This window comes from Xanthomonas sp. NCPPB 3005 (assembly GCF_041228095.2).
Lineage (GTDB): Bacteria > Pseudomonadota > Gammaproteobacteria > Xanthomonadales > Xanthomonadaceae > Xanthomonas_A > Xanthomonas_A bonasiae.
Genome location: NZ_CP166096.2, coordinates 3,566,043 through 3,591,221 on the forward strand (window position 1 = coordinate 3,566,043; position 25,179 = coordinate 3,591,221).

Here is a 25,179-nt window from a genome sequence, read left to right on the forward strand (position 1 = left end):
CTTACACGCCCTTGTGGATCACGCCGTAGAACACCATCAATGCCGTCACCGCGATCCACACGATCGTCAGCGGGATGAACACCTTCCAGCCCAGACGCATGATCTGGTCGTAGCGGTAGCGCGGGAAGCTGGCGCGGAACCAGATGTAGGCGCTGGCGAAGAACAACACCTTCATCAGCAGCCACGGCCAGCCGCCGGTCCAGATCCAGTTGACCCACGGCGAGATGTCCGCCGTGACCCAGCCCTGGAGCGGGCTCAGCCAGCCGCCCAGGAAGAAGATCGAGACCAAGAAGCTGACCAGGATCATGTTGGCGTATTCGGCCAGGAAGAACAGCGCGAACGCGCCGCCCGAATACTCGACCATGTGCCCGGCGACGATTTCCGACTCGCCCTCGACCACGTCGAACGGCGCACGGTTGGTCTCGGCCACGCCGGACACCCAGTACACGATGAACAGCGGGAACAACGGCACCAGGAACCAGTCGAAGAAGCCGGAGTTGCCGGCCTGCGCCGCCACGATCGTGCTCAGGTTGAGGCTGCCGGCGGCGATCATCACCCCGACCAGGGCGAAGCCCATCGCGATCTCGTAGCTGACCACCTGCGCGGCCGAGCGCATCGCGCCCAGGAACGCGTACTTGGAGTTGGACGCCCAGCCGGCCAGGATGATGCCGTACACGCCCAGCGAGGTCATCGCCAGCAGGTACAGCAGACCGGCGTTGGCATTGGACAGCACCAGTTTGGCGTCGAACGGCACCACCGCCCAGGCCGCGAACGCCGGCGCCAGGGTGATCAGCGGCGCGATCACGAACATCGCCTTGTGCGAGCTGCTGGGCTGGATGATTTCCTTGAACAGCAGCTTGAACACGTCGGCGAAGGCCTGGAAGATGCCCATGCCCACGTACATCGGTCCGTGGCGCACGTGCATCCAGCCGATCAGCTTGCGCTCCCAGACCACGTAGAACGCCACCGAGATGATCACCGGCATGGCGATCAGCAGGATCTTCAGCACGATCCACAGGACCACGCCGATCGCGCCCAGGCCGACGAACCACTGGTGCAGCGGATCGACCACGTTCAACAGCATCTCGTTCATGCAGCCACCACCGTTACCCGGCCGGCACCGATCGGCGCCGTCGCACCATGGCCGGATTCGATCCAGGCCACCCCTGCCGCAACCCGCGGATCCAGCACCACCGGCAGCGTCGCGTTGCCGACGGCGTTGCCGACCTTGACCACCTGCCCGGCGGCCACGCCCAGTTGCGCGGCATGCTCGGGATGCAGGCGGATCGCCGGCGCGTCGTTGAGCGGATGCGCCTGCAGCGCGGGCGCACGGCGCACCACCGCATCGGTGCGGTAGATCGCCGGCGTCGCCGCCACTTCGATGCCCTCGCCCGCCGCCGCGCCCTGCGCCGAACCGCGCAGGCTCACGCTGCGCGGCTGCACGCCGGCACGCAGGCCGGCCAGGTCGGTGAAGTCGAAGCCGGCCAGCTGCAATTCGCCGCCGAGCGCACGCAGCACCCGCCAGCCTTCGCGCGCCTGGTCCGGCAGCTTGCCGGCGGCACGCGCCAACTGCTCGACGCCGTCCAGGTTGGTCAGCGTCGCGTCGATTTCCGGCAGCGCGCCGATCGGCAGGATCACATCGGCGACATCGCGGGTGGAGGCGCAGGCGAACTGGCTGAACGCCACCACCTTGGCCGCGCCCAGCGCGGCGCGCGCGGCGCCGGCATCGGCGAAGTCCAGGCCCGGCTCGATGCCGTAGAGCACATAGGCGCTGCGCGGCTCGGCGAACATGCCGGCCACGTCGCGCGCGCTCGGCAGCACGCCGAGCTTGGCCAGGCCCACCGCATTGGCGCCCTGCGGCACGCGGCACAGCGCCGCGCCGGTGGCAGCGGCGAAGTCGCGCGCGGCGGCGCGCAGCGCGGCGGCCTGCGGATGGTTCTCGACCAGCGCGCCGACGATCAGCACCGCACGCCCGGCCGCGCCCTGCACCGCCTCGCGCAGCGCCGCATCGGCGAGCGCGGCGGCGAAACCGGACGGGGCCACGATCTGCTTGCCGGCCTGGTCGAAGGCGAAATCGAAATCGACCGGGTTGATCGAGTACACGCGCGCCTGGCGCTGCATCCGCGCCTTGCGGATGCGGGCGTGCAGCAGCGGCAGCTCATGCCGCAGGTTGCTGCCCAGCACCACGATCACGTCGGCCTGCTCGATCTGCGCCAGCGGCACCGCGAACGGCTCGGCCACGGCGGCATCGGAGAAATCGCGGTTGCCGATGCGGTGGTCCAGGTTGCCGCTGCCCAGGCCGTCGGCCAGGCGCGCCAGCAAGGCGCCTTCCTCGTTGGAGGTGGCCGGGTGCGCGAGCACGCCCAGCGCATCGCCGCGGTTGCTGTTCAGGATGTCGGCGGCGGCGGCCAGGCCATCGGCCCAGGACACTTCCTGCCACTGGCCGTCGATCTTGCGCAGCGGCCGGGTGGCGCGGTCGGCCGCGTACAGGCCCTGGTGCGAATAGCGGTCGCGGTCGGACAGCCAGCACTCGTTGACCGCCTCGTTGTCGCGCGGCACGGTGCGCAGCACTTCGCCGCGGCGCACGTGCAGGAACAGGTTGGAGCCCATCGCGTCGTGGTAGCCGAGCGATTCGCGCGCGGTCAGTTCCCACGGACGCGCCCGGAACTGGAACACCTTGTTGGTCAGCGCGCCGACCGGGCACACGTCGATGACGTTGCCCGACAGCTCGGTGGTCAGCGGCTTGCCGTCGTAGGTGCCGATCTGCAGGTTCTCGCCGCGGTACATGCCACCCAGCTCGTAGGTGCCGGCGATGTCCGCGGTGAAGCGCACGCAGCGCGTGCACTGGATGCAGCGGGTCATCTCGGTGGCGACCAGCGGACCGATGTCCTCGTCGGCCACCACGCGCTTGCGCTCGTTGAAGCGGCTGACCGAGCGGCCGTAGCCCAGCGACACGTCCTGCAGCTCGCACTCGCCGCCCTGATCGCAGATCGGGCAATCCAGCGGGTGGTTGATCAGCAGGAATTCCATCACGCTGCGCTGGTACTTGAGCGCCTTCTCGCTGCGCGTGGCGACCTTCATGCCGTCCATCACCGGCGTCGCGCAGGCCGGCGACGGCTTCGGCGACTTCTCCACATCGACCAGGCACATGCGGCAGTTGGCCGCGATCGGCAGCTTCTCGTGGTAGCAGAAGCGCGGGATCGGAATGCCGGCCTTGTCGGCCGCCTGGATGATCATCGAGCCCTTGGGCACGACCAGGGACTGGCCGTCGATCTCGACGGTCACATGTCCCTCCGGCACCACGGCCGGGGTCACGCCAGGATTGTTGGGTTGCGCGCTCATGCGGCGGCTGCCTCCACCTTCTTGCCGTCAACCATCGAATGACCGTTGACGATGTAGTACTCGAATTCGTCCCAGAACTGGCGCAGGAAGCCCTGGATGGGCCATGCCGCCGCTTCACCGAACGCGCAGATGGTGTGGCCTTCGATCTGGCCGGCCACCGTCCTCAACTGGTGCAGGTCTTCCATCGTGGCCTTGCCGGCGACGATGCGCTCAAGCACGCGGTGCATCCAGCCGGTGCCCTCGCGGCACGGGGTGCACTGGCCGCAGGATTCCTTGTGGAAGAACTGCGAGATGCGGCAGGCGAACTTGACGCAGCACACGCTGTCGTCGAGCACCACGATGGCGCCCGAGCCCAGGCCGGTGCCCAGTGCGCGCAGGGTGTCGTAGTCCATCTGCAGGCCCTTGAGCTGCTCGGCCTTCAGCACCGGCATCGACACGCCGCCCGGCACCGCGCCCTTCAGCGTGCGGCCCGGCTTGAGGCCGCCGGCCATCTCCAGCAGTTCGTCGAAGGTGGTGCCCAGCGGCACCTCGAAGTTACCGCCCTTCTGCACGCAGCCGGACACCGAGAAGATCTTCGGCCCGCCGTTCTTGGTCTTGCTCAGGCCCAGGAACCATTCCGGCCCATTGCGGATGATCGCCGGCACCGAAGCGTAGGTCTCGGTGTTGTTGATCGTCGACGGCTTGCCGTACAGGCCGAAGTTGGCCGGGAATGGCGGCTTGTAGCGCGGCTGGCCCTTCTTGCCTTCCAGCGACTCCATCAGCGCGGTCTCTTCGCCGCAGATGTAGGCGCCGGCGCCGAGCGCGCCGTAGATGTCGATGTCCACGCCGCTGCCGAGCACGTTCTTGCCCAGCCAGCCGTTGGAATAGGCGTCCGCCAGGGCCTGCTCGAAGTGCTCGAACGGCTCGTGGTGGAACTCGCCGCGCAGGTAGTTGTAGCCGACCGTGCTGCCGGTGGCGTAGCAGGCGATGGCCATGCCCTCCACCACCGAATGCGGGTTGTAGCGCAGGATGTCGCGGTCCTTGCAGGTGCCCGGCTCGGACTCGTCCGAGTTGCACAGGATGTATTTCTGCGGCGCGCCCTTGGGCATGAACGACCACTTCAGGCCGGTCGGGAAACCGGCGCCGCCGCGGCCGCGCAGGTTCGACTGCTTGACCATCTCGATCACCTGCTCCGGCGCGATCTTCTCTTCGAGGATCTTGCGCAGGGCGGCGTAGCCACCGGTCTTCAGGTAGCTCTCGTACGACCACGGGGTGTCGTAGTGCAGCGTGGTGTACACCACCTGGTGCGGCAGCGGCGCAGGGCCGACCGGACCGGTGGGAGCGTGGGGATGCTGTGCCATTGCCGTTACTCCAACCCGTCCAGCAGCGCGTCGACCTTGTCCTTGGTCAAGTGCTCGTGATAGTGGCCGTTGATCACCATCATCGGCGCGCCGGCGCAGCCGGCAAGGCATTCTTCTTCGCGCTTGAGGTAGACGCGGCCATCGGCGGTGGACTGGCCCAGCTTGCAGCCGAGCTTCTTCTCCGCATGCGCGACCAGGTCCTCGGCGCCGTTGAGCCAGCAGCTGATGTTGGTGCAGAAGGCGACGTTGTTGCGGCCGACCTTCTCGGTCTCGAACATCGAGTAGAAGCTGGCGACCTCGTAGGCCCACACCGGCGGCAGCTCCAGGTACTTGGCCACGCCGACGATCAGTTCGTCGGTCAACCAGCCCTGGTTCTGCTCCTGCGCGGCGTGCAGGCCCTGCAGCACCGCCGAACGCTTGCGGTCAGGCGGGAACTTGGCCAGCCAGTGATCGATGTGCGCGCGCGTCTTGTCGCTCAGCACCAGCATCGGATCGACGTCGCGCGCCGCTTCGAAATTACCTGTCGCCTTCATCGGTCGACCTCACCAAACACCAGATCATAGGTACCAATCATCGCCACCACGTCGGCCAGCATGTGCCCGCGCACGATCGCGTCCATCGAGGACAGATGGGCGAAGCCCGGCGCGCGCAGGTGCACGCGGAACGGCTTGTTGGCGCCGTCGGACGCCAGGTAGCAGCCGAACTCGCCCTTCGGCGCCTCGACCGCGCAATAGGTCTCGCCGGCCGGCACGCAATAGCCTTCGCTGAACAGCTTGAAGTGATGGATCAAGGCTTCCATGTCGTCCTTCATTTCCGCCCGCTTGGGCGGGGCGACCTTGAAGTTCTCGACCATCACCGGGCCCGGATTGGCCTTCAGCCACTTCACGCACTGCTGGATGATGCGGTTGGATTCGCGCATCTCGGCCACGCGCACCAGATAGCGGTCGTAGCAGTCGCCGTTGGTGCCGACCGGGATGTCGAAATCCACCGCGTCGTACTTGGCGTAGGGCTGCTTCTTGCGCAGGTCCCACTCGATGCCCGAGCCGCGCAGCATCACCCCGGTCATGCTCCAGCCGTAGGCCTGCTCCGGCGTGACCACGCCGATGCCGACGGTGCGCTGCTTCCAGATGCGGTTGTCGGTGAGCAGGGTCTCGTATTCGTCGACCCGGCCCGGGAAGGTGTTGGTGAAGTCTTCCAGGAAGTCGAGCAGCGAGCCTTCGCGCGCGGCGTTGAGCCGCTTCAGCGCATTGCCCTTGTGCCAGCGCGATTCCTTGTACTTGGGCATGCGGTCCGGCAGGTCGCGATAGACGCCGCCGGGCCGGTAGTAGGTCGCGTGCATGCGCGCGCCGGAGACCGCCTCGTAGCAGTCCATCAGCTCTTCGCGCTCGCGGAACGCGTACAGCATCACCGCCATCGCGCCCAGATCCAGGCCGTTGGAGCCGACCCACATCAGGTGGTTCAGGATGCGGGTGATCTCGTCGAACATGGTGCGGATGTACTGCGCGCGCTCCGGCGCCTCGATCCCCATCAGGGTCTCGATCGCGCGCACATAGGCGTGTTCGTTGCACATCATCGACACGTAGTCGAGGCGGTCCATGTAGCCGATCGACTGGTTGAACGGCTTGGATTCGGCCAGCTTCTCGGTGCCACGGTGCAGCAGGCCGATATGCGGATCGGCGCGGACCACGGTCTCGCCGTCCATTTCCAGGATCAGGCGCAGCACGCCATGCGCGGCCGGATGCTGCGGGCCGAAGTTCATGGTGTAGTTGCGGATCTCCTGCCTGGCTTCGGCGGGATTGCTGGCGAAGGCGTCGTGCGCCTGGTGGTACTCGCTCACTTGGCGGGCTCCTTGAATGCTTCGCCCGCGGCGGTCTGGTAGCGCGCATCGTCGCGGATCACGCGCGGCACGCCGACGCGCGGCTCGACCGAGGTCACCGGCTCGTAGACCACGCGCTGCTTCTCTTCGTCGTAGCGCACTTCGACGTTGCCGATCAGCGGGAAATCCTTGCGGAACGGATGGCCGACGAAACCGTAGTCGGTGAGGATGCGGCGCAGGTCCGGGTGGCCGGCAAAGACCACGCCGAACAGGTCGAACGCCTCGCGCTCGAACCAGTTCGCGCCGGGCCAGATGTCGGTGACCGAGGCCACCACCGGCAGATCCTCGTTCGGCGCATAGCAGCGCACGCGCAGGCGCTGGTTGTGGCGATAGGAGATCAGCTGCGCGAGCACCGCATAACGCTGCTGCGGCACCGGCAGCGGCTGGATGTCGCCGGCGGTCTCGCCGCTGGGGAACTCGCCCCAGGCGAAACGGCCCACGCCCTTGCCTTCGACGCCGCGGCTGAAGCCCTGCGACGACACGTCGGCGGTATCCCACTCGTCGCTGCCGTAGCCCAGGTAGTCCACGCCGCACAGGTCGGACAACTGTTCGAAACCGAACTCGTCGCGCAGCGCCAGGCAGGTGGCGTGCCAGGCGTCGGCCGGCACTTCCAGGGTGACTTCGCCACGCGGGAGGACCACGAACACCTGGCTGCCGGGGAAACGGGCGCCGAGTCGGTCGCTAAAGGAAGATGCTTGCTCTGCCATGGGGGCTTGGCGTGCTCTTAAGAAGTAAGAGGAATCAGCGCGCGATGGTCTGGGTTCGCCAGATCTTCTTCTGCAGCTGCAAGATGCCGTAGACCAGCGCTTCGGCGGTCGGCGGGCAGCCCGGGACGTAGATGTCCACCGGCACGATGCGGTCGCAACCGCGCACCACCGAATACGAATAGTGGTAGTAGCCGCCGCCGTTGGCGCAGCTGCCCATCGAGATCACCCACTTCGGGTCCGGCATCTGGTCGTAGACCTTGCGCAGCGCCGGGGCCATCTTGTTGACCAGGGTGCCGGCGACGATCATCACGTCGGACTGGCGCGGCGACGGGCGGAACACCACGCCGTAGCGATCCAGGTCCAGGCGCGCGGCGCCGGCGTGCATCATCTCCACCGCGCAGCAGGCCAGACCGAAGGTCATCGGCCACATCGAGCCGGTGCGCGCCCAGTTCAGCAGCGCATCGACGCTGGTGGTCACGTAGCCCTTCTCGAGCAACGGGTTCTCGCCTTCGGGACGCAGGATGTCGTCCACCCGCCCTTCCGGGATCGGGTTGGTCATCAGGCGATCCAGGGTCTGAATCACTCCCATTCCAGCGCTCCCTTCTTCCACACGTAGATAAAACCGAGGAACAGCATGCCGACGAACAGGCCCATGGTGACCAGGGAGCGAGCGCCCAGGTCCATGAACACCTGCGTCCACGGCACGATGAAGATGATTTCCAGATCGAAGACGATGAACTGGATCGCGATCAGGTAGTAGCGCACGTCGAACTTCATGCGCGCGTCCTCGAAAGCCTCGAAGCCGCACTCGTAGGGCGAGAGCTTCTTCGCGTCGGGACGCCGGGGACCGAGGAACCGCCCCACCAGCATCAGCGCGACGCCGATTCCGGTGGCCACGATCAGAAACAGTAGGGTGGGCAAATATTCGGCCAGCACTCGCAATTCTCTCTTGCCTGTGCCCGCGCGCGTGCCGCGCAGGCATGGGATAGACGATCTTCCGGCAAGAACATGACGTTCCTGCCCAGAAACCGTAGCCAAACAATGGTGCCCAAGAGGGGACTCGAACCCCTACGACCTAAGTCGCTACCACCTCAAGGTAGTGCGTCTACCAATTCCGCCACCTGGGCTTGCGTATCGCGCGCAGCATCCCGCCGCGCAACATATTGTAACCGTCTTCAGTCTTTCTGCGATGGGGCAGGCGACTTTTGTTGTGCATTTTCCGGCACCTGCTGCGCGGGCACCGCAGCGGCAGGTGCGGCGGCGGCCGGCGCGGTCGAGGCCGGGGCCTGCGGGATCTGCAGCTCGCCGGCCGGCGCCGCCGGCGACGGGGTCGCGGCCTGCGACATCACGCCGAGGTTGGCCTCCGCGGCCGGGCGCGCGCTGTGGCCGGCATACCAGGCCATGAACAGGCTGATGCCGAAGAACACCACCGCCAGCCACTTGGTCGACTTGGACAGGAAGTTGGACGCGCCGCGCGATCCGAACACGGTGCCGGACGCACCCGCGCCGAAGCCCGACCCCGCCGCCGCGCCGGAACCGCGCTGCATCAGGATCAGCGCGATCATCGCGATCGCCACCAGCACGTAGACCACATTGAGGATGACCATCAGCATTTCGAAATCCGTCCGGACAGTTGCGACTTGAGTAGCGAGCGGCCGCCAGCACGGCGACCGTTCGGTTAACGGGCGGCCGCCGCTCGCGCGATGGCCAGGAAATCCTGGGCGACCAGCGAAGCGCCGCCGACCAGCCCGCCATCGACGTCCGGCTGCGCGAACAGCTCGGCGGCGTTGTCGGGCTTGACGCTGCCCCCATACAGGAGCGGCAGCGAATCAGCGATTCTAGCATCGTGGGCGGCGACTTCGCCACGGATGAAGGCGTGTACCGCCTGCGCCTGGGCCGGGCTGGCGGTGCGCCCGGTGCCGATCGCCCACACCGGCTCGTAGGCGACCACGGCCTGGGCGAAGCCCTGCGCGCCGACCAGCGCCAGCACCGGCGCCAGCTGCGCGGCGATGACCGATTCAGTCTGGCCGGCCTCGCGCTGCTCCAGGGTCTCGCCCACGCACAGGATCGGGATCAGCCCGGCATGCAGCGCCGCGGCGAACTTGCGCGCGACCAGCTCGCTGTTCTCGTGATGGTACTGGCGCCGCTCCGAATGTCCGACCAGGCCGTACTCGGCCCCGACATCGACCAGCATCGCCGCCGACACCTCGCCGGTGTAGGCGCCCTTCTCGTTGCTGCTCACGTCCTGCGCGCCGAAGCGCAACGCATGGTCCTCGAAATCCTCGATCAGGTCGCCCAGGTAAGGCAGCGGCGGCAGGATCACCACCTCCACGCCGTCGGCGGGCAGGCCTGCGGCCACCTCATGCACCAGCGCGGTGGCGAAATGGCGGTTGCCGTGCAGCTTCCAGTTTCCGGCTACGATCTTGCGTCGCATCGGCGCGTTCTCCCGCGAAAAAGTGCCGAAAGGATAGCCGATGCGCGGTGAGGCCCGGCACCGCCGCCGCGCTTCGCCGCGTCCGCTGCCGCCCTGCCCCATCCTCTGCCGCCTCTGCGAGACCGCCATGCCCCAGCCTTCCGGCCATGCCCTGATCACCGGCGCCTCCAGCGGCATCGGCCGCGAGATCGCCCGCGAATACGCGCGCCGCGGCGTGCCGTTGATCCTCAGCGCGCGGCGCGAGGCGCTGCTGCAGGCGCTGGCCGAGGAATTGCGCGCGCAGGTGCCGGTGCAGATCGTGGTCGCCGACCTGGCCGACCCGGCGGCACCGGCCGCGCTGGTGGCCGAACTGGAACGGCGCGGCCTGGCGGTGCGGATCCTGGTCAACAACGCCGGCTACGGCGTGCCGGGACGCTTTCCCGACAGCGACTGGGCCACCCACGCCGCGTTCCTGCAGGTGATGGTCGGCGCGGTCTGCGAGCTGATCTGGCGCCTGTTGCCGGCGCTGCGCGCCAGCGGCCACGGCCGCATCCTCAACGTCGCCTCGTTCGCCGCGCTGGTGCCCGGCGCCGACGGGCAGACCCTGTACGCGGCGGCGAAGAGCTTCATGCTGCGCTTCAGCGAATCGCTGGCGCTGGAAAATGCCGACCGCGGCGTCAACGTCTGCGCGCTGTGCCCGGGTTTCACCTGGTCCGAATTCCACGACGTGACCGGCACCCGCGAACAGATGGACAAGCTGCCGCGCTGGGCCTGGCTGCAGGCCGCCGCGGTCGCGCGCGCCGGCATCGACGGCGCCGAGCGCGGCCACGTGCGGGTGGTGCCGGGCGCGTTCTACCGCGCGCTGCTGGGCCTGGTCGCATTGCTGCCGAACGCGCTGCTGCTGAAAGCGATGCGGCGCGGCTCGCAGCGGATCAGGCCGTTGGATTGAAGCCGGGAATGGGGAACCGGGAATCGGGAATGGAGAGAGCGCAGGGTTCCGAAGACCTGAAACAAGGCCGGCCACGGAGACCCGCTTTTACGATTCCCGATTCCCCATTCCCGACTCCCAGCTACTTCAGCTTGATCTCGCGCAACCGCTCCTCCAGATACCCCTGCGCCGTGATCGGCTCTGGATAGCGACTGGGGTTGTCGGCGCTGATGCACGAGGGCAGCACGTCGATGACGAAATCCGGGTTCGGGTGCAGGAAGAACGGCACCGAGTAGCGCGGCTGCCGCGCCTGTTCGCCCGGCGGGTTGACCACGCGGTGGGTGGTCGAGGGATACACGTGGTTGGTCAGGCGCTGCAGCATGTCGCCGATGTTGACCACGATGGTGTCGGCGTCGGAGGTGAACGGCACCCACTCGCCCTGCTTGGACTTCACTTCCAGGCCGGCGGCGCTGGCGCCGACCAGCAGGGTGATCAGGTTGATGTCCTCGTGCGCGCCGGCGCGCACGTTGGGGATGTCGTCGGCGGTGATCGGCGGGTAGTGGATCGGGCGCAGGATCGCGTTGCCCGAATCGGTCTTGTCGGCGAAGTAGTGCTCGGGCAGGCCGATATGCAGCGCCAGCGCCGCGAGCACGCGCGCGCCGAGCTGGTCCAGCGCCTGGTACAGGCCGTAGCCGTGCTCGCGGAAGCCCGGCACTTCGCTCGGCCACAGGTTCGTCAGCATGACGTCGCGATACTTGGAATCCTCGCCGATCTCGCGGCCGATGTGCCAGAACTCCTTCAGGTCGAAGTGCTTGGAGTCCTTGGCGGTCTCCACGCCGAACGCGGTATAGCCGCGCGCGCCGCCGCTGCCGGGCACGTGGTACTTGCGCTTGACCTCCTCCGGCAAGGCGAAGAACGCCTTGAACACGCCATAGGCCGCATCGATCTGCGCCTGCGCGATGCCATGGTTGCGGATGCCGGCGAAGCCCCACTCGCGGTAGGCCGCGCCCAGTTCGGCGACGAAGGCGTCGCGGTCGGTGTCGAAGCGGGTGATGTCCAGGGTCGGGATGCGCGCAGTCATGGCGGGAACCGTAGTCGTGAAAGGGAAAGACGCCGCGATCAGATCAGCAGGCGGTACAGCAGGTAGAAGGTGGCCGCCTTGGCGACGACCACCGCGATGCCGATGGCGATCGACTCACGCCGCGTCACGAACCGCCTCGGCGAGTTTTTCCAGGGTGTCGCGCATCAACGCGGCATCGTCGGCCTCGACCGTGACCCGCACCACCGGCTCGGTGCCGGACGGACGCAGGAAGGCGCGCCCGCGGCCCTGCACCGCCGCCTGCGCCGCGGCCAGCGCGGCCTGCACGCTGGCCGCTTCGGCCGGGCGCGCGCCTTGCTGCAGGCGCACGTTGACGGTCTGCTGCGGCACCTTGCGCAGCCCCTGCAGCGCCTGGCGCAGGCTCTGCCGCGAGCGCTTGAGCACCTCCAGCACCTGCAGCGCGCTGACGATGGCGTCGCCGGTGGTGGCGCGGTCCAGGCAGAGCATGTGTCCGGAGGTCTCGCCGCCGAGCACGCCGCCGTGCTCGACCAGCGCCTGGTGCACGTAGCGGTCGCCGACCTTGACCCGCAGGAACGGCAACTGCAGCGCGGCCAGGGCCTGTTCCAGCCCGTAATTGGTCATCAGCGTGCCGACCACCGGCCCGCGCAGGCGGCCGCTGGCCTGCCAGCCGCAGGCCAGCACGTACAGCAGGTCGTCGCCGTCGACCGGGTTGCCCTGGTCGTCGGCCATCAGCACCCGGTCGCCGTCGCCGTCGAAGGCGATGCCCAGCTGCGCACCATGCTGGCGCACGTTGCTGGCGAGGTTGTCGATGTGCATCGAGCCGACCCCGGCGTTGATGTTGAGCCCGTCCGGCGCGGCGCCGATCGCGATCACCTCGGCGCCCAGCTCGCGGAACAGCAGCGGCGCGATGTGGTAGGTCGCGCCGTGCGCGCAGTCCAGCACCACCTTCAGCCCGCGCAGGTCGAAACCGCGCGGCACGCTGGCCTTGCAGAACTCGATATAGCGGCCGATCGCGTCGCGCGCGCGCATCGCCTTGCCCAGGCGCTCGGATTCCACCGTGGCGAACGGCGCGTCGAGCGCCGCTTCGATCGCGCTCTCGGTGGCGTCGTCGAGCTTCTCGCCCTCAGCGGAAAAGAACTTGATGCCGTTGTCGTAGTGCGGATTGTGCGAGGCGCTGATCACGATGCCGGCATCGGCGCCGAGCGTGCGGGTCAGGAACGCCACCGCCGGCGTGGGCATCGGCCCGAGCAACTGCACGTCGGCCCCGGCGGCGACCAGCCCGGCCTCCAGCGCCGATTCGAACATGTAGCCGGAAATGCGCGTGTCCTTGCCGATCACCACCGTCGGCCGCGCAGTGCCGGCGGCGCCGGCGCCGAGCACGCGGCCCAGCGCATTGCCCAGGCGCATCACGAAATCGGCGGAAATGGCGCCCTGTCCGACCCGGCCGCGGATGCCGTCGGTGCCGAAGTACTTGCGAGTGCTCATGCGGCTGGGAATGGGGAATAGGGAATCGGGAATGGGGCAAAGCCCGGGAATTGCGCCGGCCCAACGAAGCGCGCGCTCGATGCGCAATCCATCCGCCGCGCGGCACCACGATTCCCGATTCCCGATTCCCGATTCCCGGCCTTCATGCCACCACCTCGGTCTTCGCCGGGGCCGGCTGGCGCATCATCATCGCCAGCAGTTCGGACAGGCGGTCGCGCAGTTCGCGGCGGTCGCAGATCTGGTCGATGGCGCCATGCTCGAGCAGGAACTCCGAGCGCTGGAAGCCTTCCGGCAGGGTCTCGCGCACGGTCTGCTCGATCACCCGCGGGCCGGCGAAGCCGATCAGCGCGTGCGGCTCGGCGATGTTGATGTCGCCGAGCATGGCGAAGCTGGCCGAGACACCGCCGGTGGTCGGATGGGTCAGCACCGACACGTACGGCAGGCCGGCTTCGCGCAGGCGGCCGAGCGCGGCCGAGGTCTTGGCCATCTGCATCAGCGACAACAGGCCTTCCTGCATGCGCGCGCCGCCGCTGGCGGAGAAGCACACGAATGGCGCGCCGATCTGCAGCGCGGTCTCCGCGGCCAGCGCGAAACGCTCGCCGACCACCGAGCCCATCGAGCCGCCCATGAAGGCGAAATCGAACGAGGCGGCGACCAGCGGCTGCGCCTTGAGCAGGCCCTGCATCGCGATCAGCGCGTCGTACTCGCCGGTGCTCTTCTGCGAGATCTTGATGCGTTCGCTGTATTTCTTCTGGTCCTTGAACTTCAGCGCGTCGGTCGGCCCAAGGCGCGCGCCGATCTCGGTCGGCGTGGTGTCCGGATCGAACAGCGAGGCCAGGCGCGCGCGCGCGCGGATCGCCATGTGGTGGCCGCATTTCGGGCACACCTCCAGGTTCTCCTCCAGCTCCGGCCGGTACAGCACGGCGCTGCAGTTGGGGCACTTCTCCCACAGGCCTTCGGGAACGCTGCGCTTCTTGCTGGGCGTGCTATCGGTGCGGATGCCGGAGGGCATCAATTTGCTGAGCCAACTCATGCGGAATGACGATCCAGTCGCGCGGCCCACCAGGCCGCCAAGGGGCGACAGTCTAGCGCGCCGCCAGATATCGCGCCGCAACGAGGTCATGCGGGCCGCCGCGCCGCGCCGGTTGATGCGCCGCAACATCCCTGCCCCGTTGCCGGCGCGCAATCGGGTCGCATGGCAAGCGGGGGCTTGCCTCCCCGCTCCCGGCGGGGCGGGCGGGCACGGCCTGCGCGCCAATGGCGCGCGTGCCGTGAAGCGCCCGCGCTGGTGGCGCGGGCCGGGCACAGCGGCAAGGTACGGGCGAAGCCGCGCAGCCTGCTCTCGCCCCCAGAAAATCCGCAGCCGAGCCGCTACCGCAGACGCCTGCCGACCTTGCCGCCGGACGGCACCGACCGCCGGCGGATACGAGCCCTCACTCCTCGTCCAGCGCCTGCCGCAGCGGCGCCAGGAACGCCAGCGCGCGTTCGCGCACCGCCTCCTGGGTCGTCGCCTCGGCCAGCGCCGCGACCAGCGCGCTGCCGACCACCACGCCGTCGGCGTCCACCGCCATGGCCCTGGCGCTGGCGGCGTCCTTGATCCCGAACCCGGCCACCACCGGCACCGGCGAACGCGCGCGCAGCTGGCGCAGGCGATCGCCGGCGGCGCGGGTATCGAGATGATCGGCACCGGTCACGCCGGCGAAGCTGACGTAGTACAGGTAGCCGCGCGCCGCATCGCACAACAGGCCGATACGCGCGGCGCTGGTGGTCGGCGAGGCAAGCACGATCAGGTCCAGGCCGGCGGCGGCGAAGATCGCCAGGGTCTCGGCCGACTCTTCCGGCGGCAGGTCGACCAGCAGCACGCCGTCCACGCCGGCCGCCACCGCCTCCTCGGCGAAACGCGCGGTGCCGTGGATCTCGACCGGGTTGAGGTAGCCCATCAGCACCACCGGCGTGGCCGCGTCGTCGCGGCGGAACGCGCTGACCGTTTCCAGCACATAGGCCAGGCCGGCGCCGCGCGCCAAGGCGCGTTCGGAACTGCGCTGGATGGTGGGGCCGTCGGCCATCGGATCGGAAAACGGCACGCCCAGTTCGATCACGTCGGCGCCGGCCTCGACCAGCGCGTGCATCGCCGGCAGCGTCGCCTCCAGCGACGGATCGCCGGCGGTGACGAACGGGATCAGTGCCTTGCGCCCGGCCTGGCGCAGCGCATCGAAGCGCGTGGCGATGCGGTTCGCGGCGCGGCTCATGCGCAGCCCTCGACCAGTTGCACGGCGTCCCAGCTTCCCCAGTACATCGATGTCACGTTGCCTTCTCCGGTGTCGTAGCGGACCGCGAGCCCGTGTTGCGGGTCGCGCCAAGTCAGATAACGATCCTTGCGGTCGTCGCCAGGTTCGTTCACAGCACCATGCCTTCGCGCGCGGCGATGGTATGCACGTCCTTGTCGCCGCGGCCGGACAGGTTGCACAGCACCAGTGCGTCCTTGGGCAGCTCGCGCGCCAGCTTGATCGACTGCGCCACCGCATGGCTGGATTCCAGCGCGGCCAGGATGCCCTCGGTATGCGCCAGCAGGTGGAACGCGGCCAGTGCCTCGTCGTCGGTGATGCCCTGGTAGACCGCGCGGCCGCTGTCGGACAGGAACGCGTGCTCGGGGCCGACGCCCGGGTAGTCCAGGCCGGCGGAGACCGAATGGGTCTCGATGATCTGGCCGTCGTCGTCGCAGATCACGTAGGTGCGGTTGCCGTGCAGCACGCCGGGGCGGCCGGCGGCGATCGAGGCGGCGTGGCGGCCGGTGGCGATGCCGTCGCCGGCGGCTTCGGCGCCGTAGATCTTCACCCCCGAGTCGTTGAGGAAGGCGTGGAACAGGCCGATGGCGTTGCTGCCGCCGCCGACGCAGGCGCTGATCGCGTCCGGCAGGCGGCCGTAGTCCTCGAGCATCTGCGCGCGCGCCTCGCGGCCGACGATGGCGTTGAAGTCGCGCACCATGCGCGGGTACGGATCCGGGCCGGCGACGGTGCCGATGATGTAGAAGGTGTCCTGCACGTTGGTCACCCAGTCGCGCATCGCCTCGTTCAGCGCGTCCTTGAGCGTGGCCGAGCCGGAGGTCACCGGTACCACCCGGGCGCCCAGCAGCTGCATCCGGTAGACGTTGATATTCTGCCGCTCGATGTCGGTGGCGCCCATGTAAACCACGCACTCAAGGCCCAGCCGCGCGGCCACCGTGGCGCTGGCCACGCCGTGCTGGCCGGCGCCGGTCTCGGCGATGATGCGGGTCTTGCCCATGCGGCTGGCCAGCAGCGCCTGGCCGATGGTGTTGTTGATCTTGTGCGCGCCGGTGTGGTTCAGGTCCTCGCGCTTGAGCAGGATCTGCGCGCCGCCGACTTCGCGGCTGAGCCGCTCGGCGTGGTAGATCGGGCTGGGCCGGCCGACGTAGTGCTTCAGGTCCTTGTCGTACTCGGCGATGAAGGCCGGGTCCTGGCGCGCCTGGTCGTAGGCCGCGGCCAGCTCCTGCAGCGGCCCGATCAGGGTCTCGGCGACGAAGCGGCCGCCGTAGCGGCCGAAGTGACCGTTGGCGTCGGGGTAGGCGTGGAAGTCGCTGATGGGAACGGAGGACATGGCAATCACGGCAAGTAGGACAGGCCTGCACTTTAGCGCACGCGTCGCCCGGCAAAAACCGATAAAGTCTGAGCATACCCGTCAGGAAATCTCACATGTCCAATCTGCGCCGCCTGCCTTCGCTGAACGCCCTGCGCGCGTTCGAGGCCGCCGCGCGGCTGCGCAGCGTCGGCGGCGCGGCGGCCGAACTGCACGTCACCCACGGCGCGGTCAGCCGCCAGATCCGGCTGCTGGAGGAGGAACTGGGGCTGGCGCTGCTGCAGCGCGAGGGCCGCGGCATCCGCCCGACCGCGGCCGGCGAGCGGCTGCGCGACGCGGCCGGCGGCGCCTTCGCCCAATTGCAGGACGCGGTGGCGGAACTGCGCCGGCCGGCACGGCCCAGCGCCCTGGTGCTCGGGTGCCCGGGCAGCATCCTGGCGCGCTGGATGATTCCGCGGCTGCAGGCGCTGCAGCGCGACCTGCCCGCGCTGACCCTGCACCTGTCCGCACACGAAGGCGAGTTCGGCGCCGACCTGGACGGGCTGGACGCGGCGCTGCTGCTCGGCCAGGCGCCATGGCCGGAGAGCTGGCAGGTGCACGTGCTGGCGCCGGAGCGGATCGGCCCGGTGCTCAGCCCGGCGCTGCCGCAGGCGCAGACGCTGGCGGCCGGCCCGCCCTCGGCGCTGCTGCAGCAACCGCTGCTGCACACCGCCTCGCGCCCGCAGGCGTGGCCGTCCTGGGCGCAGGCGCATGGCGTGGACCCTGCCGCGCTGCGCTACGGCACCGGTTTCGAACACCTGTACTACCTGCTCGAAGCGGCGCTGGCCGGCATCGGCGTGGCGATCGCGCCGCAGCCGCTGGTCGCCGACGACCTGGCCAACGGGCGCCTGCTGGCGCCGTGGGACTTCGCCGAGACCGGCGGCGAGTGGGCACTGTGCACGCGCCGGGAAACGCAGGACCCGCGGGTGCAGGCGCTGGCGCGTTGGCTGGCTGGCGAGTTGCGGCTGGGCGGCGGATAAGCGCCTTCTTTCGCCTGGTTGCCGGCAGCCCGCGTTGCGGAGACGCTACCGGAAACGCGAAGCCGCGACGGCCTAGCGAGCGACGCGTTTTCGGATGTCTGTCGCGGCTGAAGCCGCTCCTATAGGGGCTTGCCGACTGGCGAAAGGCATCGGCCGCTGCGCGCGGCCGACGCTAGCGCCTCAGCCGGCCGGGGTCGGCGCCGCCAGGCGCTGCTGCAGCTCGTCGCGCAACCGCGCCAGCTCGACCTCGGCCGCACGCCGTTGCTGCATGCCGTCGCGGTGGATCTCACGCACCTCTTCCACCGTGGCGATCAGTTGCTCGTGCACGTGGCGCAGCGTGTCCATGTCGATCACCGCGCGCTGGTTGGCGCGTGCGGTGTCCACCGAGGTCTGCCGCATCAGCTCGGCGTTGCGCCGCATGATGTCGTTGGTGGCGTCGTCGATGGCGTTGGACAGGGCCGCCGCGTTCTGCTGCTCGCTCAGCGACAGCTGGATCGCGAACTGGCGCTTCCACGACGGGATGGTGATGTCGCGCACCGTGTTGAACTTCTCGATCAACTGCAATGCGTTGGCCTGGATCAGGCGGATCATCGGCAGCGCCTGGTCGGCCGCATGCTGCATCACCTGCAGGTCGCCGACGCGCTTGTCGAGCAGGCGGATGGCGGTGTCGATCTCGGCGCGCTCGCCGCGCGCCTGCGGATCGTCCTGCCCCGCCAGCGCCAGATGCTGCTGCTGCAATTCGGCCAGCCGCAGCTTGCCGGCAGCCACGTGCAGGCCCAGCTCGCGGCGTTCGGCCCGCACCATCTGGTGCATGCGGTCGAACTCGCCCACGCGCTGGCTCAGATTCGCCTGCTGCGCGCCGACATCGCGCAGCAACTGCTCGATCTGGCGGTTGGTGTCGCTGAACTTCTGCACCAGCTCGCCCTTGGAAGCGCGCAGCCGGTCGATCAGGCCGCCGATCAGCGGCACCCGCGAGCGTTCGCCGAGCTGGTCCAGCTTCAGCGCGCGGGCGATCCGCACCACCTCGCCGAGCTTGTCGCCGGTGGCTTCGAGATCGCGGTTGCGCACCTGGTCCAGCAACTGGCTGGAAAACGCGGCGGTATGCGCGGCGACCTCGCTGCCGAACAGGTGCAGGCTGCCCGGGGCCAGGTCGCGCAGCCCCTGCGCCAGGGCGACGATCTGCTCGCGGTCGTCGGCCACCAGGCCCAGGGCCTTGAGCTCGGCCGCGTCGGGCGTGGCCGGCGCAGCCTGCGGCAGCAGCGGATTTTCCTGGGTCATCGTGCTTCTCTCCTTCGATAGCGGGACGCGGCGGCTCGGGCGCAGGCTCAGCGCAGTCTAGCCCGCATCGCCTGGACTTCGGCCAGGATGCGCTGCTGCGCCTGCGCGGCGCGGGTGGCATGGGCCGCGCCATGCGCCGCGTGCACCGCCGACTCGGCCTGGCGCCATGCCGGCAGCAACACCTCGCGGATATGCCGATAGCGCTGCAGCAGCTCGTTGCCCTGCTGTTGCAGCAGGCGCCACTGCGCGGCCTCCAGTTGCCAGGCGGCGGCGACGCGCTGCAGGTGATCGAGACGCCGGCTCCAGGCTTCGGTCAGCTGCGTGCCGCTGGCCGGCACCGGCGCGGCGGCGATCCAGCGTTCGAGCGCGGCGACGCCGGCATCCGCAGCGGCCGCCATCGCGCCATGGTCATCGAGACGCTGCTGCAGTCCGAGCGCCTGCTGGTCGGCGCGCAGCAGCACCACGCCCATCTGCGAACTCAGGGTCTCGGCCTCGGCCTGCGCTTCCAGGTCGCGTCCGAGCAGGCGCCCGAGCACGCCGCTGGCGCGGCGGATGCGGTGCGGATCGCGCGCCTGCAGCGCCTGCTGGATGTGCTCCAGCTCGCGGACCAGCGCAGCGCCGCTATCGGGTGTCGTGTCACGCTGCGCCAGCGCCTGGCCGACGGCCTCCAGCAACGGCGCCGCGTAGCCTGCCGCAGCCTGTGCGTCGCCCATCTCCAGCGGCGAGGAAGGCGGCTGCGGCAGCGCCGGGACGATGTCCGCGCTCACGCCGGGCCGGGCTCCGGATCGTCGCCGCGCGCGGCCCCGGCTTCGCCGTAGAAATGCCGCGCCAGCGCTTCGTCGAGTTGGCGTTCGGCCAGCGTACGCGGACGGCGCTCGCGCGGCGCGACCGCGGCCGGCGTCGCCGGCTCGCGCAGATAGGCGCGGACCGCCTCGGCCAGGCCCGCCAGCGCCTGCCCGGCCTGGGCGTGGCCTTCGTGCGAGCGCGCCAACGCGTCCAGCAAGGGCTGCAGTTCCGGTGTGGGTGGAGCAACAGGCGGCGGCGCCGAACTGGGTTCGGAAACGGCAGGTGCCGCCGGCGCACGCTCGCGCTCGGCCAGCACCTGCTGCAGCAGCGCCAGCATCTGCTCCCAGCGCTGCTGCGCCGATGCGGGTTCGGCGCGCAGCACCTGCAGGCCGCTGGCGATATCGGCCAGCTGCGCCACCATGCGTCCGCCGACGTCGGCCTCGTCCGCGCCCATCGCCTTGTTGCGCAGGAAATCGCGCTTGATCTGCTCCCAGCGCGCTAGCTCCTCGGCCCCCATCGTGCCGCGCAGTTCGGCCAGCTTGAGCAGGTTTTCCTCGGCGCCGCTGGTCAGCAACTGCGCCTCGCCCAGGTAGTGGTCGGAGATCAGCTGCTGCAGCTCGGCCTCGTTCATCACCGGCGAGATCTTCTCCGCCAGCTTGTTCATGTTGCGGTAGCTGCCCTGCAGCCGGAACGGCGGCTCGCTGCGGTAGCGATCGTCCTGCGCGGCGCTGGCGATGTACTGCTGGTTGACCCGGTAGACCACGTCGCGCACGCGCAGCATGCGCTGCAGGGTGGCGACGATCTCGTTGATCTCCGCGCCGCTGTAGGCGTGGCTCAGGGCATTGGTGGAAATCTCCTTGCCGCGCGCACGCTCGACCAGCAGGTACAGATCGGCCAGCTCGCGGGTGGCCAGCGGCGCCAGCACCGGATTGGAGGTCAGGCTGTTTTCGATGTAGCTGAGCACGAACGCGTCCTCCATGCCGCCGAGCACGTCGCCGAGGTTGTAGACGTCGGCGCGGTTGGCCAGCATGTCCGGAATCTTGAACACCTCGCCGGACTCGGTGTACGGATTGCCGGCCATCACCACGCAGAACTTCTTGCCGCGCATGTCGTAGGTGCGGGTGCGCCCCTTCCACACGCCTTCGATGCGGCGGGTGCCGTCGCACAGCGAAATGAACTTCTGCAGGAATTCCGGATGGGTATGCTGGATGTCGTCGACATACAGCATGGTGTTGTTGCCCATCTCCAGCGCCAGGTTGAGCTTGAGCAGTTCCTGCCGCGCGGTGGCGTCCGGCGCCTGCTCCGGATCCAGCGAGCGCACCGCGTGCCCCAGCGCCGGGCCGTTGATCTTCATGAAGACCAGGCCGAGGCGGCTGGCCACGTATTCCATCAGCGTGGTCTTGCCGTAGCCCGGCGGCGAGATCATCAGCAACAGGCCCATCAGGTCGCTGCGCTTGTTCTCGCCGACGGTGCCCATCTGCTTGGCCAGGTTGTCGCCGATCACGCCCAGATAGACCTCGTTGATCAGCTTGTTGCGCACGAACGAGGACAGCGGCCGCGCCTTGAACTCGGACAGGCGCAGCTGCTCGCGTTCGCGCACGATGACCTGCTGGCGCAAGGCCTGGTAGTGGCGGAAGCCCGGCACGAAGCTCTGCTCGTGGCGGTGCAGGCGCGCCAGGAAATCGTCGATGGCGATGGTCAGGCGGCCGCCCTCGATGCGCGGATGCTCGCCGAGCAGGCCCTCCACCGTGGTCATCAGCAGCACCTCGCTGTGCTGGCTGCGCAGCCGCGACGCCAGCAGTACGATCGCCACCGCTTCCGGCACGTAGCCGGAATAGGCGACGAAGCGCGGATCCTGGCACAGGCCCTGCAGCCAGTGGCTGGCCAGGGCCCAGCCGGCGGCGAGCTGGCCGCGCACGCGCTCCAGCGAGCGCTCGAACTCCTCGCGCAGGCCGGCCTCGCCCAGCCGCGCATGCAAGGCGTCGAGCAGTTCGCGCGCATGGCGGCTGAGCGGGAAGGTCGGCTCGCCCAGCGCCAGCTCGGCGGCCAGGTAGGCAGCCGCGGCGGCGGCGTGGCTGGCGTCGAACGGCAGCAGGCTGTCGTCGAGGAACCGCTGCAGCGCCTGCTGCATCTCGGCCTGCAGCGCCTGGCGACCCTCGTCTGCACCGAACAGGCGGAAGATCGCATCGGCGCCGGCCTGGCGCGCGACCCACGCCGCGACCGCGTCGTCGCGCTGGCGCTCGGCCCAGAACGCCATCGCCAGCGCGCGCGCGGCCGGCGCATGCACCAGCGTGCCGGCCGCCTGGTGCAGCGGCAGCAGCGCCTGCAGGATGCGCGTGGCGTCGTGGTCGTGGATGCCGCGCTCGTAGCCTTCGCGATAGCGCGGCGCGGCGAAATCGCGCACGCTGCGGGCCAGCGCGTCGGGCGTGGCCGCCTGTTGCAGCAGGCCAGGCAGGTCGAGTCCGTCGCGGCCGGCCAGCGCGGATTCCAGCAGGCTGCCGGCCAGGTATTCGCCGCGGTACAGGTCCGGCGATTCCGAATCCAGCGTCACCTGCCAGTAGGCGCGCGTCGCGTCGAGCGCGGCGTCGTGCAGCGGCTCCAGATAGTCGGTGCCGGTGAGGTGCAGGGCCAGTCCGTCCTCGCGCGGCAACAGGGTCAGATCCAGCACCTGGGTGTTGACGCTGAAACGGTGCCGCGGGCCGAGCCGGACCACGTTGCCGCCGGACTCGAACAGCTCGCTGCGGTCGCGCAAGGCGCGTACCGCCTGGTCGCGTACGCCCTTCAGGCGCGCCTCGACATCGTCGGCCTTGACGCTGTCGCGGTAGCCGCGCAGGCGTTCGGCCAGTTCGCGCAGCTTGAGGATCAGCGGATCGCCGGCGAAGAAGGCGTTGAGTTCGTCCGCCGTGGCGAAGCGTTCGGTGCGCCTGGGCAGCCCGTCGAGGATGCGCGTGGCGGCATCGAGCAGCGAGCGCGCCTTGCGCTGGCGCTCGTCGAGCAAGGCCTGCTTGTGGCTGTCGAAGGCCTCGATCAGTTCCTCGCGCTTGCTGAGGATGTCGCCGAGGAACTGCTCGTGCTCGCCGAACTGGCTCTCCAGTTCCTCCAGCTGCAGCAGCAGCCGCGACAGCTGCTCGTCGGCGCGCTCGGGATCGGTGGACAAGGACAGCGCGCTGGTGATGGCCTGGCCGAACAGCGCGAACTGCGCCGCGAACTGGGCCACGGTCTCGGCCGAGCCCAGGGTCTTGCGCCGCTGCTCGGCGCGCGCGCGCGCCTGGTTGAGCCGCGCATAGACTTCGGACAAGGTTTCGACCACGCGGGTGCGTTCGGTGGCGTCGTCGACCTTGAGCCCGGCCATCAGCTCGGAGAGCAGATCCAGGTCGTTCGACAGCGCCTGCATCGCCTGCAACTGCTCGGACAGCGCGCGCGCGGTGACCGCCGCTTGCGCCGCCGCGTCCAGTTCGGCCAGGCGCGCGTTCAACGGCGCCAGCGCGGTCTCGCTGCCGAGGAAGCGGCCGGTGGCCGCGCCGACCGTCTCGTGCGCCTGCTGCAGCGCCGCGCCCATCGCATCGATCGCCGCGGTATCGATGTAACGGTATTCGCGGATCGTCAACAGATGCCCGCGCTGGGCGGCGATGGCATTGAGCGGCTCGACGAATTCCTGGATGCCGGTCCAGTTCTCCGGCTGCAACCGCGCCAGCAGCGCCTTGTGCGCGGCGACGGCTTCGGCCATCGCCTGCTCGGACTGCTGGCGGATCGACAGCACCTTCTCGTATTCGTCCAGCACCGCTTCGCCGGTGGCGCTGATGCCGCGCAGCACGCCGCCGAGACCGCCGCAATGCGCGTCGTCCAGCCAGTGGTGGGCGTCGAACAGGCGCCGCGCGTCCTCGACCAGCAATTCGTAGCGCTGCACCGAGACCTCGTCGTGCTCGATCGCGCGCGCCAGCCCGAACAGGTTGGAGATGCCGCGCACCAGTTCGGCGTTGCCGATGCGGCCGAGGAAGCTGTTGCCCGGCGCGCGCCTGGCGGCGAATTCGTCGCTGCTGAACGGGGTCTGCCAGACCTGCATCGGATGGATCCGGGTCGGCTCGGTGCCTTCGGCATGGAACAGCACCATGCGCCCGTCCTGCAGCAGCGCATAGCCGTGGCCGAACACCGGGTTCTGCAGCGCGCGGCGAATAGTGTTGTAGACGAACAGCGCCGACTTGCCGCCTTCGCGCTCGTAGAAGATGTACAGCACGTCCTCACCGTTGGGCGAGCGGATCGCGCGCTTGAACTGCATGCCGTCCATCGCCGCGTCGAACGCCTTGTGGTCGCCGTTCTGCAGGTAATAGCCGCCGGGGAAGATGATGCCGTGGTCCTCGGGCAGCTGCACGCAGGCCTGCACGATGGCGTCGTTGCGCACGATGCGGCCGCTGAGCGTGTTGTAGATCAGCCCGCGCCATTGCGTCTCGCGGTACGGCAGCACCTTGAGCAGGACCAGCGTGCCGACCCGCGCGAAATCGAACTGCGCATCGTCCAGCGACTGGGTCTTGTCCTCGACCGGTTCGCTGTAGATGCCCTGCCCGGTCTCGGTGTTGTTCTCGACCTTGATGGTCAGGTCGCCGCCGATGGTTTCCACGAACAGGGTGTCGAGGATGTTCAGGTGCGAGTGGCGGCCGTTCACCGCCATCTCGCGGGTGGCGCGGGTCCATTCGAAATCGAACGGCGGCGGCAGCGCGATGTCGCGTTCGCCGCGCGCGTCGATGTAGCTCAGTTCGCCGGCGCTGTCGATCGCCCAGCGGAACACGCGCACGTCGGCGCTGCGCTCGCCGATCTGGAACGACGCCAGCAGCTTGCCGCCGATGACGATCAGCTGCAGCAGTCGCGCGTGCTTGTAGTAGGCGTACAGCTCGCCGAAATCGTGCACGAAGCCGGGCTGGCCGAGGAAACTGCCGGCCAGGTCGATCGGGCTGACGTCGTAGCCATCGGCGCCCTCGACCAGCCGGTACAGGCCGAACACGTCCTCGATGCGGGTCTGGTTCTTGAGCCCGAGGAACACGTTGTAGCCGAACAGCAGCATGTCCTGGCCGACCTGCACGATGTCGCGGCCGACGCAATTGTTCTCGGTGCGGATGCGGAAGCGGCCGACCACCTCGAGCCGGCTGTCGCCGAATTCCTGCAGCCGCTGCGCGTTGAGCGCCTCGACCGCTTCGTGCAGGCGCGCGCCCTGCTCGACCAGGCGCCGGCGCAGCACGTCGTAGGCGCCGCCCTGGGCGACGGCCTGGTCGACCTGGGACGGATTGGCGCCCTCGGGCTGTGGATCGGTCGGGGATTGGGTTGCTGCCATCGTCAACGGCTCCTGCCGGCTTGCATAC

Annotated in this window: 21 protein-coding genes and 1 tRNA gene; 2 read left to right on the forward strand and 20 right to left on the reverse strand. The window is 69.2% G+C overall.

The genetic code is table 11. From position 1 onward, the window contains the following. Position 1: 1 nt before the first annotated feature. From nuoH to tpiA, 11 genes are all read right to left on the reverse strand, one after another. The gene (gene nuoH / locus AB8810_RS15395) at positions 2 to 1,093 is read right to left on the reverse strand and encodes an NADH-quinone oxidoreductase subunit NuoH (protein WP_206257419.1); all 1,092 of its coding nucleotides are present in this window, start codon (positions 1,091 to 1,093) and stop codon (positions 2 to 4) included. Next, positions 1,090 to 3,342: an NADH-quinone oxidoreductase subunit NuoG gene (gene nuoG / locus AB8810_RS15400; RefSeq protein ID WP_191824712.1), complete on the reverse strand. Its 2,253-nt coding sequence runs from the start codon at positions 3,340 to 3,342 to the stop codon at positions 1,090 to 1,092. The genes nuoH and nuoG overlap by 4 nt, the downstream gene beginning before the upstream one ends. Then, positions 3,339 to 4,682, reverse strand: coding sequence for an NADH-quinone oxidoreductase subunit NuoF (gene nuoF, locus AB8810_RS15405; RefSeq protein ID WP_145700758.1), 1,344 nt, complete (start codon positions 4,680 to 4,682; stop codon positions 3,339 to 3,341). The genes nuoG and nuoF overlap by 4 nt, the downstream gene beginning before the upstream one ends. Before the next feature lie 5 nt (positions 4,683 to 4,687). Further along, positions 4,688 to 5,215, reverse strand: coding sequence for an NADH-quinone oxidoreductase subunit NuoE (gene nuoE / locus AB8810_RS15410; protein WP_179563848.1), 528 nt, complete (start codon positions 5,213 to 5,215; stop codon positions 4,688 to 4,690). Further along, on the reverse strand, positions 5,212 to 6,519 hold the full coding sequence (locus tag AB8810_RS15415; RefSeq protein WP_145700762.1) for an NADH-quinone oxidoreductase subunit D: 1,308 nt from the start codon (positions 6,517 to 6,519) through the stop codon (positions 5,212 to 5,214). Before AB8810_RS15415 ends, nuoE begins: the two co-directional genes overlap by 4 nt. Continuing rightward, on the reverse strand, positions 6,516 to 7,265 hold the full coding sequence (locus AB8810_RS15420) for an NADH-quinone oxidoreductase subunit C (protein ID WP_369914117.1): 750 nt from the start codon (positions 7,263 to 7,265) through the stop codon (positions 6,516 to 6,518). Before AB8810_RS15420 ends, AB8810_RS15415 begins: the two co-directional genes overlap by 4 nt. Positions 7,266 to 7,299: 34 nt before the next feature. After that, on the reverse strand, positions 7,300 to 7,854 hold the full coding sequence (locus tag AB8810_RS15425; protein WP_003467428.1) for an NADH-quinone oxidoreductase subunit B family protein: 555 nt from the start codon (positions 7,852 to 7,854) through the stop codon (positions 7,300 to 7,302). Then, the gene (locus AB8810_RS15430; RefSeq protein ID WP_179563846.1) at positions 7,845 to 8,201 is read right to left on the reverse strand and encodes an NADH-quinone oxidoreductase subunit A; all 357 of its coding nucleotides are present in this window, start codon (positions 8,199 to 8,201) and stop codon (positions 7,845 to 7,847) included. Before AB8810_RS15430 ends, AB8810_RS15425 begins: the two co-directional genes overlap by 10 nt. A 106-nt stretch (positions 8,202 to 8,307) precedes the next feature. Continuing rightward, positions 8,308 to 8,392: transfer RNA gene (locus AB8810_RS15435), tRNA-Leu, on the reverse strand. Positions 8,393 to 8,440: 48 nt separating this feature from the next. Beyond that, positions 8,441 to 8,878 carry a preprotein translocase subunit SecG gene (gene secG, locus AB8810_RS15440; RefSeq protein WP_369914118.1) on the reverse strand — a complete coding sequence of 146 codons (438 nt, stop codon included), beginning with the start codon at positions 8,876 to 8,878 and terminating at the stop codon, positions 8,441 to 8,443. Positions 8,879 to 8,943: 65 nt separating this feature from the next. After that, positions 8,944 to 9,699: a triose-phosphate isomerase gene (gene tpiA / locus AB8810_RS15445; RefSeq protein WP_179563844.1), complete on the reverse strand. Its 756-nt coding sequence runs from the start codon at positions 9,697 to 9,699 to the stop codon at positions 8,944 to 8,946. A gap of 127 nt (positions 9,700 to 9,826) precedes the next feature. On the opposite strand from tpiA, the gene AB8810_RS15450 reads away from it, so the two are divergent. After that, positions 9,827 to 10,627, forward strand: a complete 801-nt coding sequence (locus tag AB8810_RS15450) for an SDR family NAD(P)-dependent oxidoreductase (protein WP_369914119.1) — start codon at positions 9,827 to 9,829, stop codon at positions 10,625 to 10,627. Between the two features lie 121 nt (positions 10,628 to 10,748). Here AB8810_RS15450 and AB8810_RS15455 read toward each other — a convergent pair whose 3' ends face one another. From AB8810_RS15455 to trpB, 6 genes are all read right to left on the reverse strand, one after another. Then, complete coding sequence (locus AB8810_RS15455; RefSeq protein ID WP_369914120.1) at positions 10,749 to 11,687, reverse strand: isopenicillin N synthase family dioxygenase; 939 nt, start codon at positions 11,685 to 11,687, stop codon at positions 10,749 to 10,751. A gap of 114 nt (positions 11,688 to 11,801) precedes the next feature. Further along, on the reverse strand, positions 11,802 to 13,151 hold the full coding sequence (gene glmM / locus AB8810_RS15460; RefSeq protein WP_369914121.1) for a phosphoglucosamine mutase: 1,350 nt from the start codon (positions 13,149 to 13,151) through the stop codon (positions 11,802 to 11,804). Positions 13,152 to 13,293: 142 nt separating this feature from the next. Continuing rightward, positions 13,294 to 14,184: an acetyl-CoA carboxylase, carboxyltransferase subunit beta gene (gene accD, locus AB8810_RS15465; RefSeq protein ID WP_003467454.1), complete on the reverse strand. Its 891-nt coding sequence runs from the start codon at positions 14,182 to 14,184 to the stop codon at positions 13,294 to 13,296. Positions 14,185 to 14,584: 400 nt separating this feature from the next. Then, entirely contained in the window at positions 14,585 to 15,400 is an 816-nt protein-coding gene (trpA, locus tag AB8810_RS15470; protein WP_369914122.1) for a tryptophan synthase subunit alpha, read from the reverse strand. Next, positions 15,397 to 15,552 (reverse strand): hypothetical protein, encoded by a 156-nt coding sequence (locus AB8810_RS15475; protein ID WP_179563647.1) that lies wholly within the window; start codon positions 15,550 to 15,552, stop codon positions 15,397 to 15,399. The genes trpA and AB8810_RS15475 overlap by 4 nt, the downstream gene beginning before the upstream one ends. Next, the gene (trpB, locus tag AB8810_RS15480; protein ID WP_369914123.1) at positions 15,549 to 16,766 is read right to left on the reverse strand and encodes a tryptophan synthase subunit beta; all 1,218 of its coding nucleotides are present in this window, start codon (positions 16,764 to 16,766) and stop codon (positions 15,549 to 15,551) included. The genes AB8810_RS15475 and trpB overlap by 4 nt, the downstream gene beginning before the upstream one ends. Positions 16,767 to 16,861: 95 nt before the next feature. On the opposite strand from trpB, the gene AB8810_RS15485 reads away from it, so the two are divergent. Then, entirely contained in the window at positions 16,862 to 17,764 is a 903-nt protein-coding gene (locus AB8810_RS15485) for a LysR family transcriptional regulator (protein WP_369914124.1), read from the forward strand. Positions 17,765 to 17,944: 180 nt separating this feature from the next. On the opposite strand, the gene AB8810_RS15490 is transcribed toward AB8810_RS15485, so the two are convergent. The 3 genes from AB8810_RS15490 to AB8810_RS15500 are packed head-to-tail and all read right to left on the reverse strand — an operon-like array spanning position 17,945 to position 25,151. Further along, a complete protein-coding gene (locus AB8810_RS15490; protein WP_369914125.1) occupies positions 17,945 to 19,042 on the reverse strand; it encodes a toxic anion resistance protein in 1,098 nt (365 codons plus the stop codon). Between the two features lie 47 nt (positions 19,043 to 19,089). Further along, positions 19,090 to 19,809 (reverse strand): hypothetical protein, encoded by a 720-nt coding sequence (locus AB8810_RS15495; RefSeq protein WP_369914126.1) that lies wholly within the window; start codon positions 19,807 to 19,809, stop codon positions 19,090 to 19,092. Next, positions 19,806 to 25,151, reverse strand: a complete 5,346-nt coding sequence (locus tag AB8810_RS15500; RefSeq protein ID WP_369914127.1) for a DNA repair ATPase — start codon at positions 25,149 to 25,151, stop codon at positions 19,806 to 19,808. The genes AB8810_RS15495 and AB8810_RS15500 overlap by 4 nt, the downstream gene beginning before the upstream one ends. Positions 25,152 to 25,179: the final 28 nt, after the last annotated feature.

Coding starts and splice junctions, on each gene's coding strand:
- nuoH (WP_206257419.1), bottom strand. CDS start 1,093: ATGAACGAGATGCTGTTGAACGTGGTCGATCCGCTGCACCAGTGGTTC.
- nuoG (WP_191824712.1), bottom strand. CDS start 3,342: ATGAGCGCGCAACCCAACAATCCTGGCGTGACCCCGGCCGTGGTGCCG.
- nuoF (WP_145700758.1), bottom strand. CDS start 4,682: ATGGCACAGCATCCCCACGCTCCCACCGGTCCGGTCGGCCCTGCGCCG.
- nuoE (WP_179563848.1), bottom strand. CDS start 5,215: ATGAAGGCGACAGGTAATTTCGAAGCGGCGCGCGACGTCGATCCGATG.
- AB8810_RS15420 (WP_369914117.1), bottom strand. CDS start 7,265: ATGGCAGAGCAAGCATCTTCCTTTAGCGACCGACTCGGCGCCCGTTTC.
- AB8810_RS15425 (WP_003467428.1), bottom strand. CDS start 7,854: ATGGGAGTGATTCAGACCCTGGATCGCCTGATGACCAACCCGATCCCG.
- secG (WP_369914118.1), bottom strand. CDS start 8,878: ATGCTGATGGTCATCCTCAATGTGGTCTACGTGCTGGTGGCGATCGCG.
- tpiA (WP_179563844.1), bottom strand. CDS start 9,699: ATGCGACGCAAGATCGTAGCCGGAAACTGGAAGCTGCACGGCAACCGC.
- AB8810_RS15450 (WP_369914119.1), top strand. CDS start 9,827: ATGCCCCAGCCTTCCGGCCATGCCCTGATCACCGGCGCCTCCAGCGGC.
- AB8810_RS15455 (WP_369914120.1), bottom strand. CDS start 11,687: ATGACTGCGCGCATCCCGACCCTGGACATCACCCGCTTCGACACCGAC.
- glmM (WP_369914121.1), bottom strand. CDS start 13,151: ATGAGCACTCGCAAGTACTTCGGCACCGACGGCATCCGCGGCCGGGTC.
- accD (WP_003467454.1), bottom strand. CDS start 14,184: ATGAGTTGGCTCAGCAAATTGATGCCCTCCGGCATCCGCACCGATAGC.
- trpA (WP_369914122.1), bottom strand. CDS start 15,400: ATGAGCCGCGCCGCGAACCGCATCGCCACGCGCTTCGATGCGCTGCGC.
- trpB (WP_369914123.1), bottom strand. CDS start 16,766: ATGTCCTCCGTTCCCATCAGCGACTTCCACGCCTACCCCGACGCCAAC.
- AB8810_RS15485 (WP_369914124.1), top strand. CDS start 16,862: ATGTCCAATCTGCGCCGCCTGCCTTCGCTGAACGCCCTGCGCGCGTTC.
- AB8810_RS15490 (WP_369914125.1), bottom strand. CDS start 19,042: ATGACCCAGGAAAATCCGCTGCTGCCGCAGGCTGCGCCGGCCACGCCC.
- AB8810_RS15500 (WP_369914127.1), bottom strand. CDS start 25,151: ATGGCAGCAACCCAATCCCCGACCGATCCACAGCCCGAGGGCGCCAAT.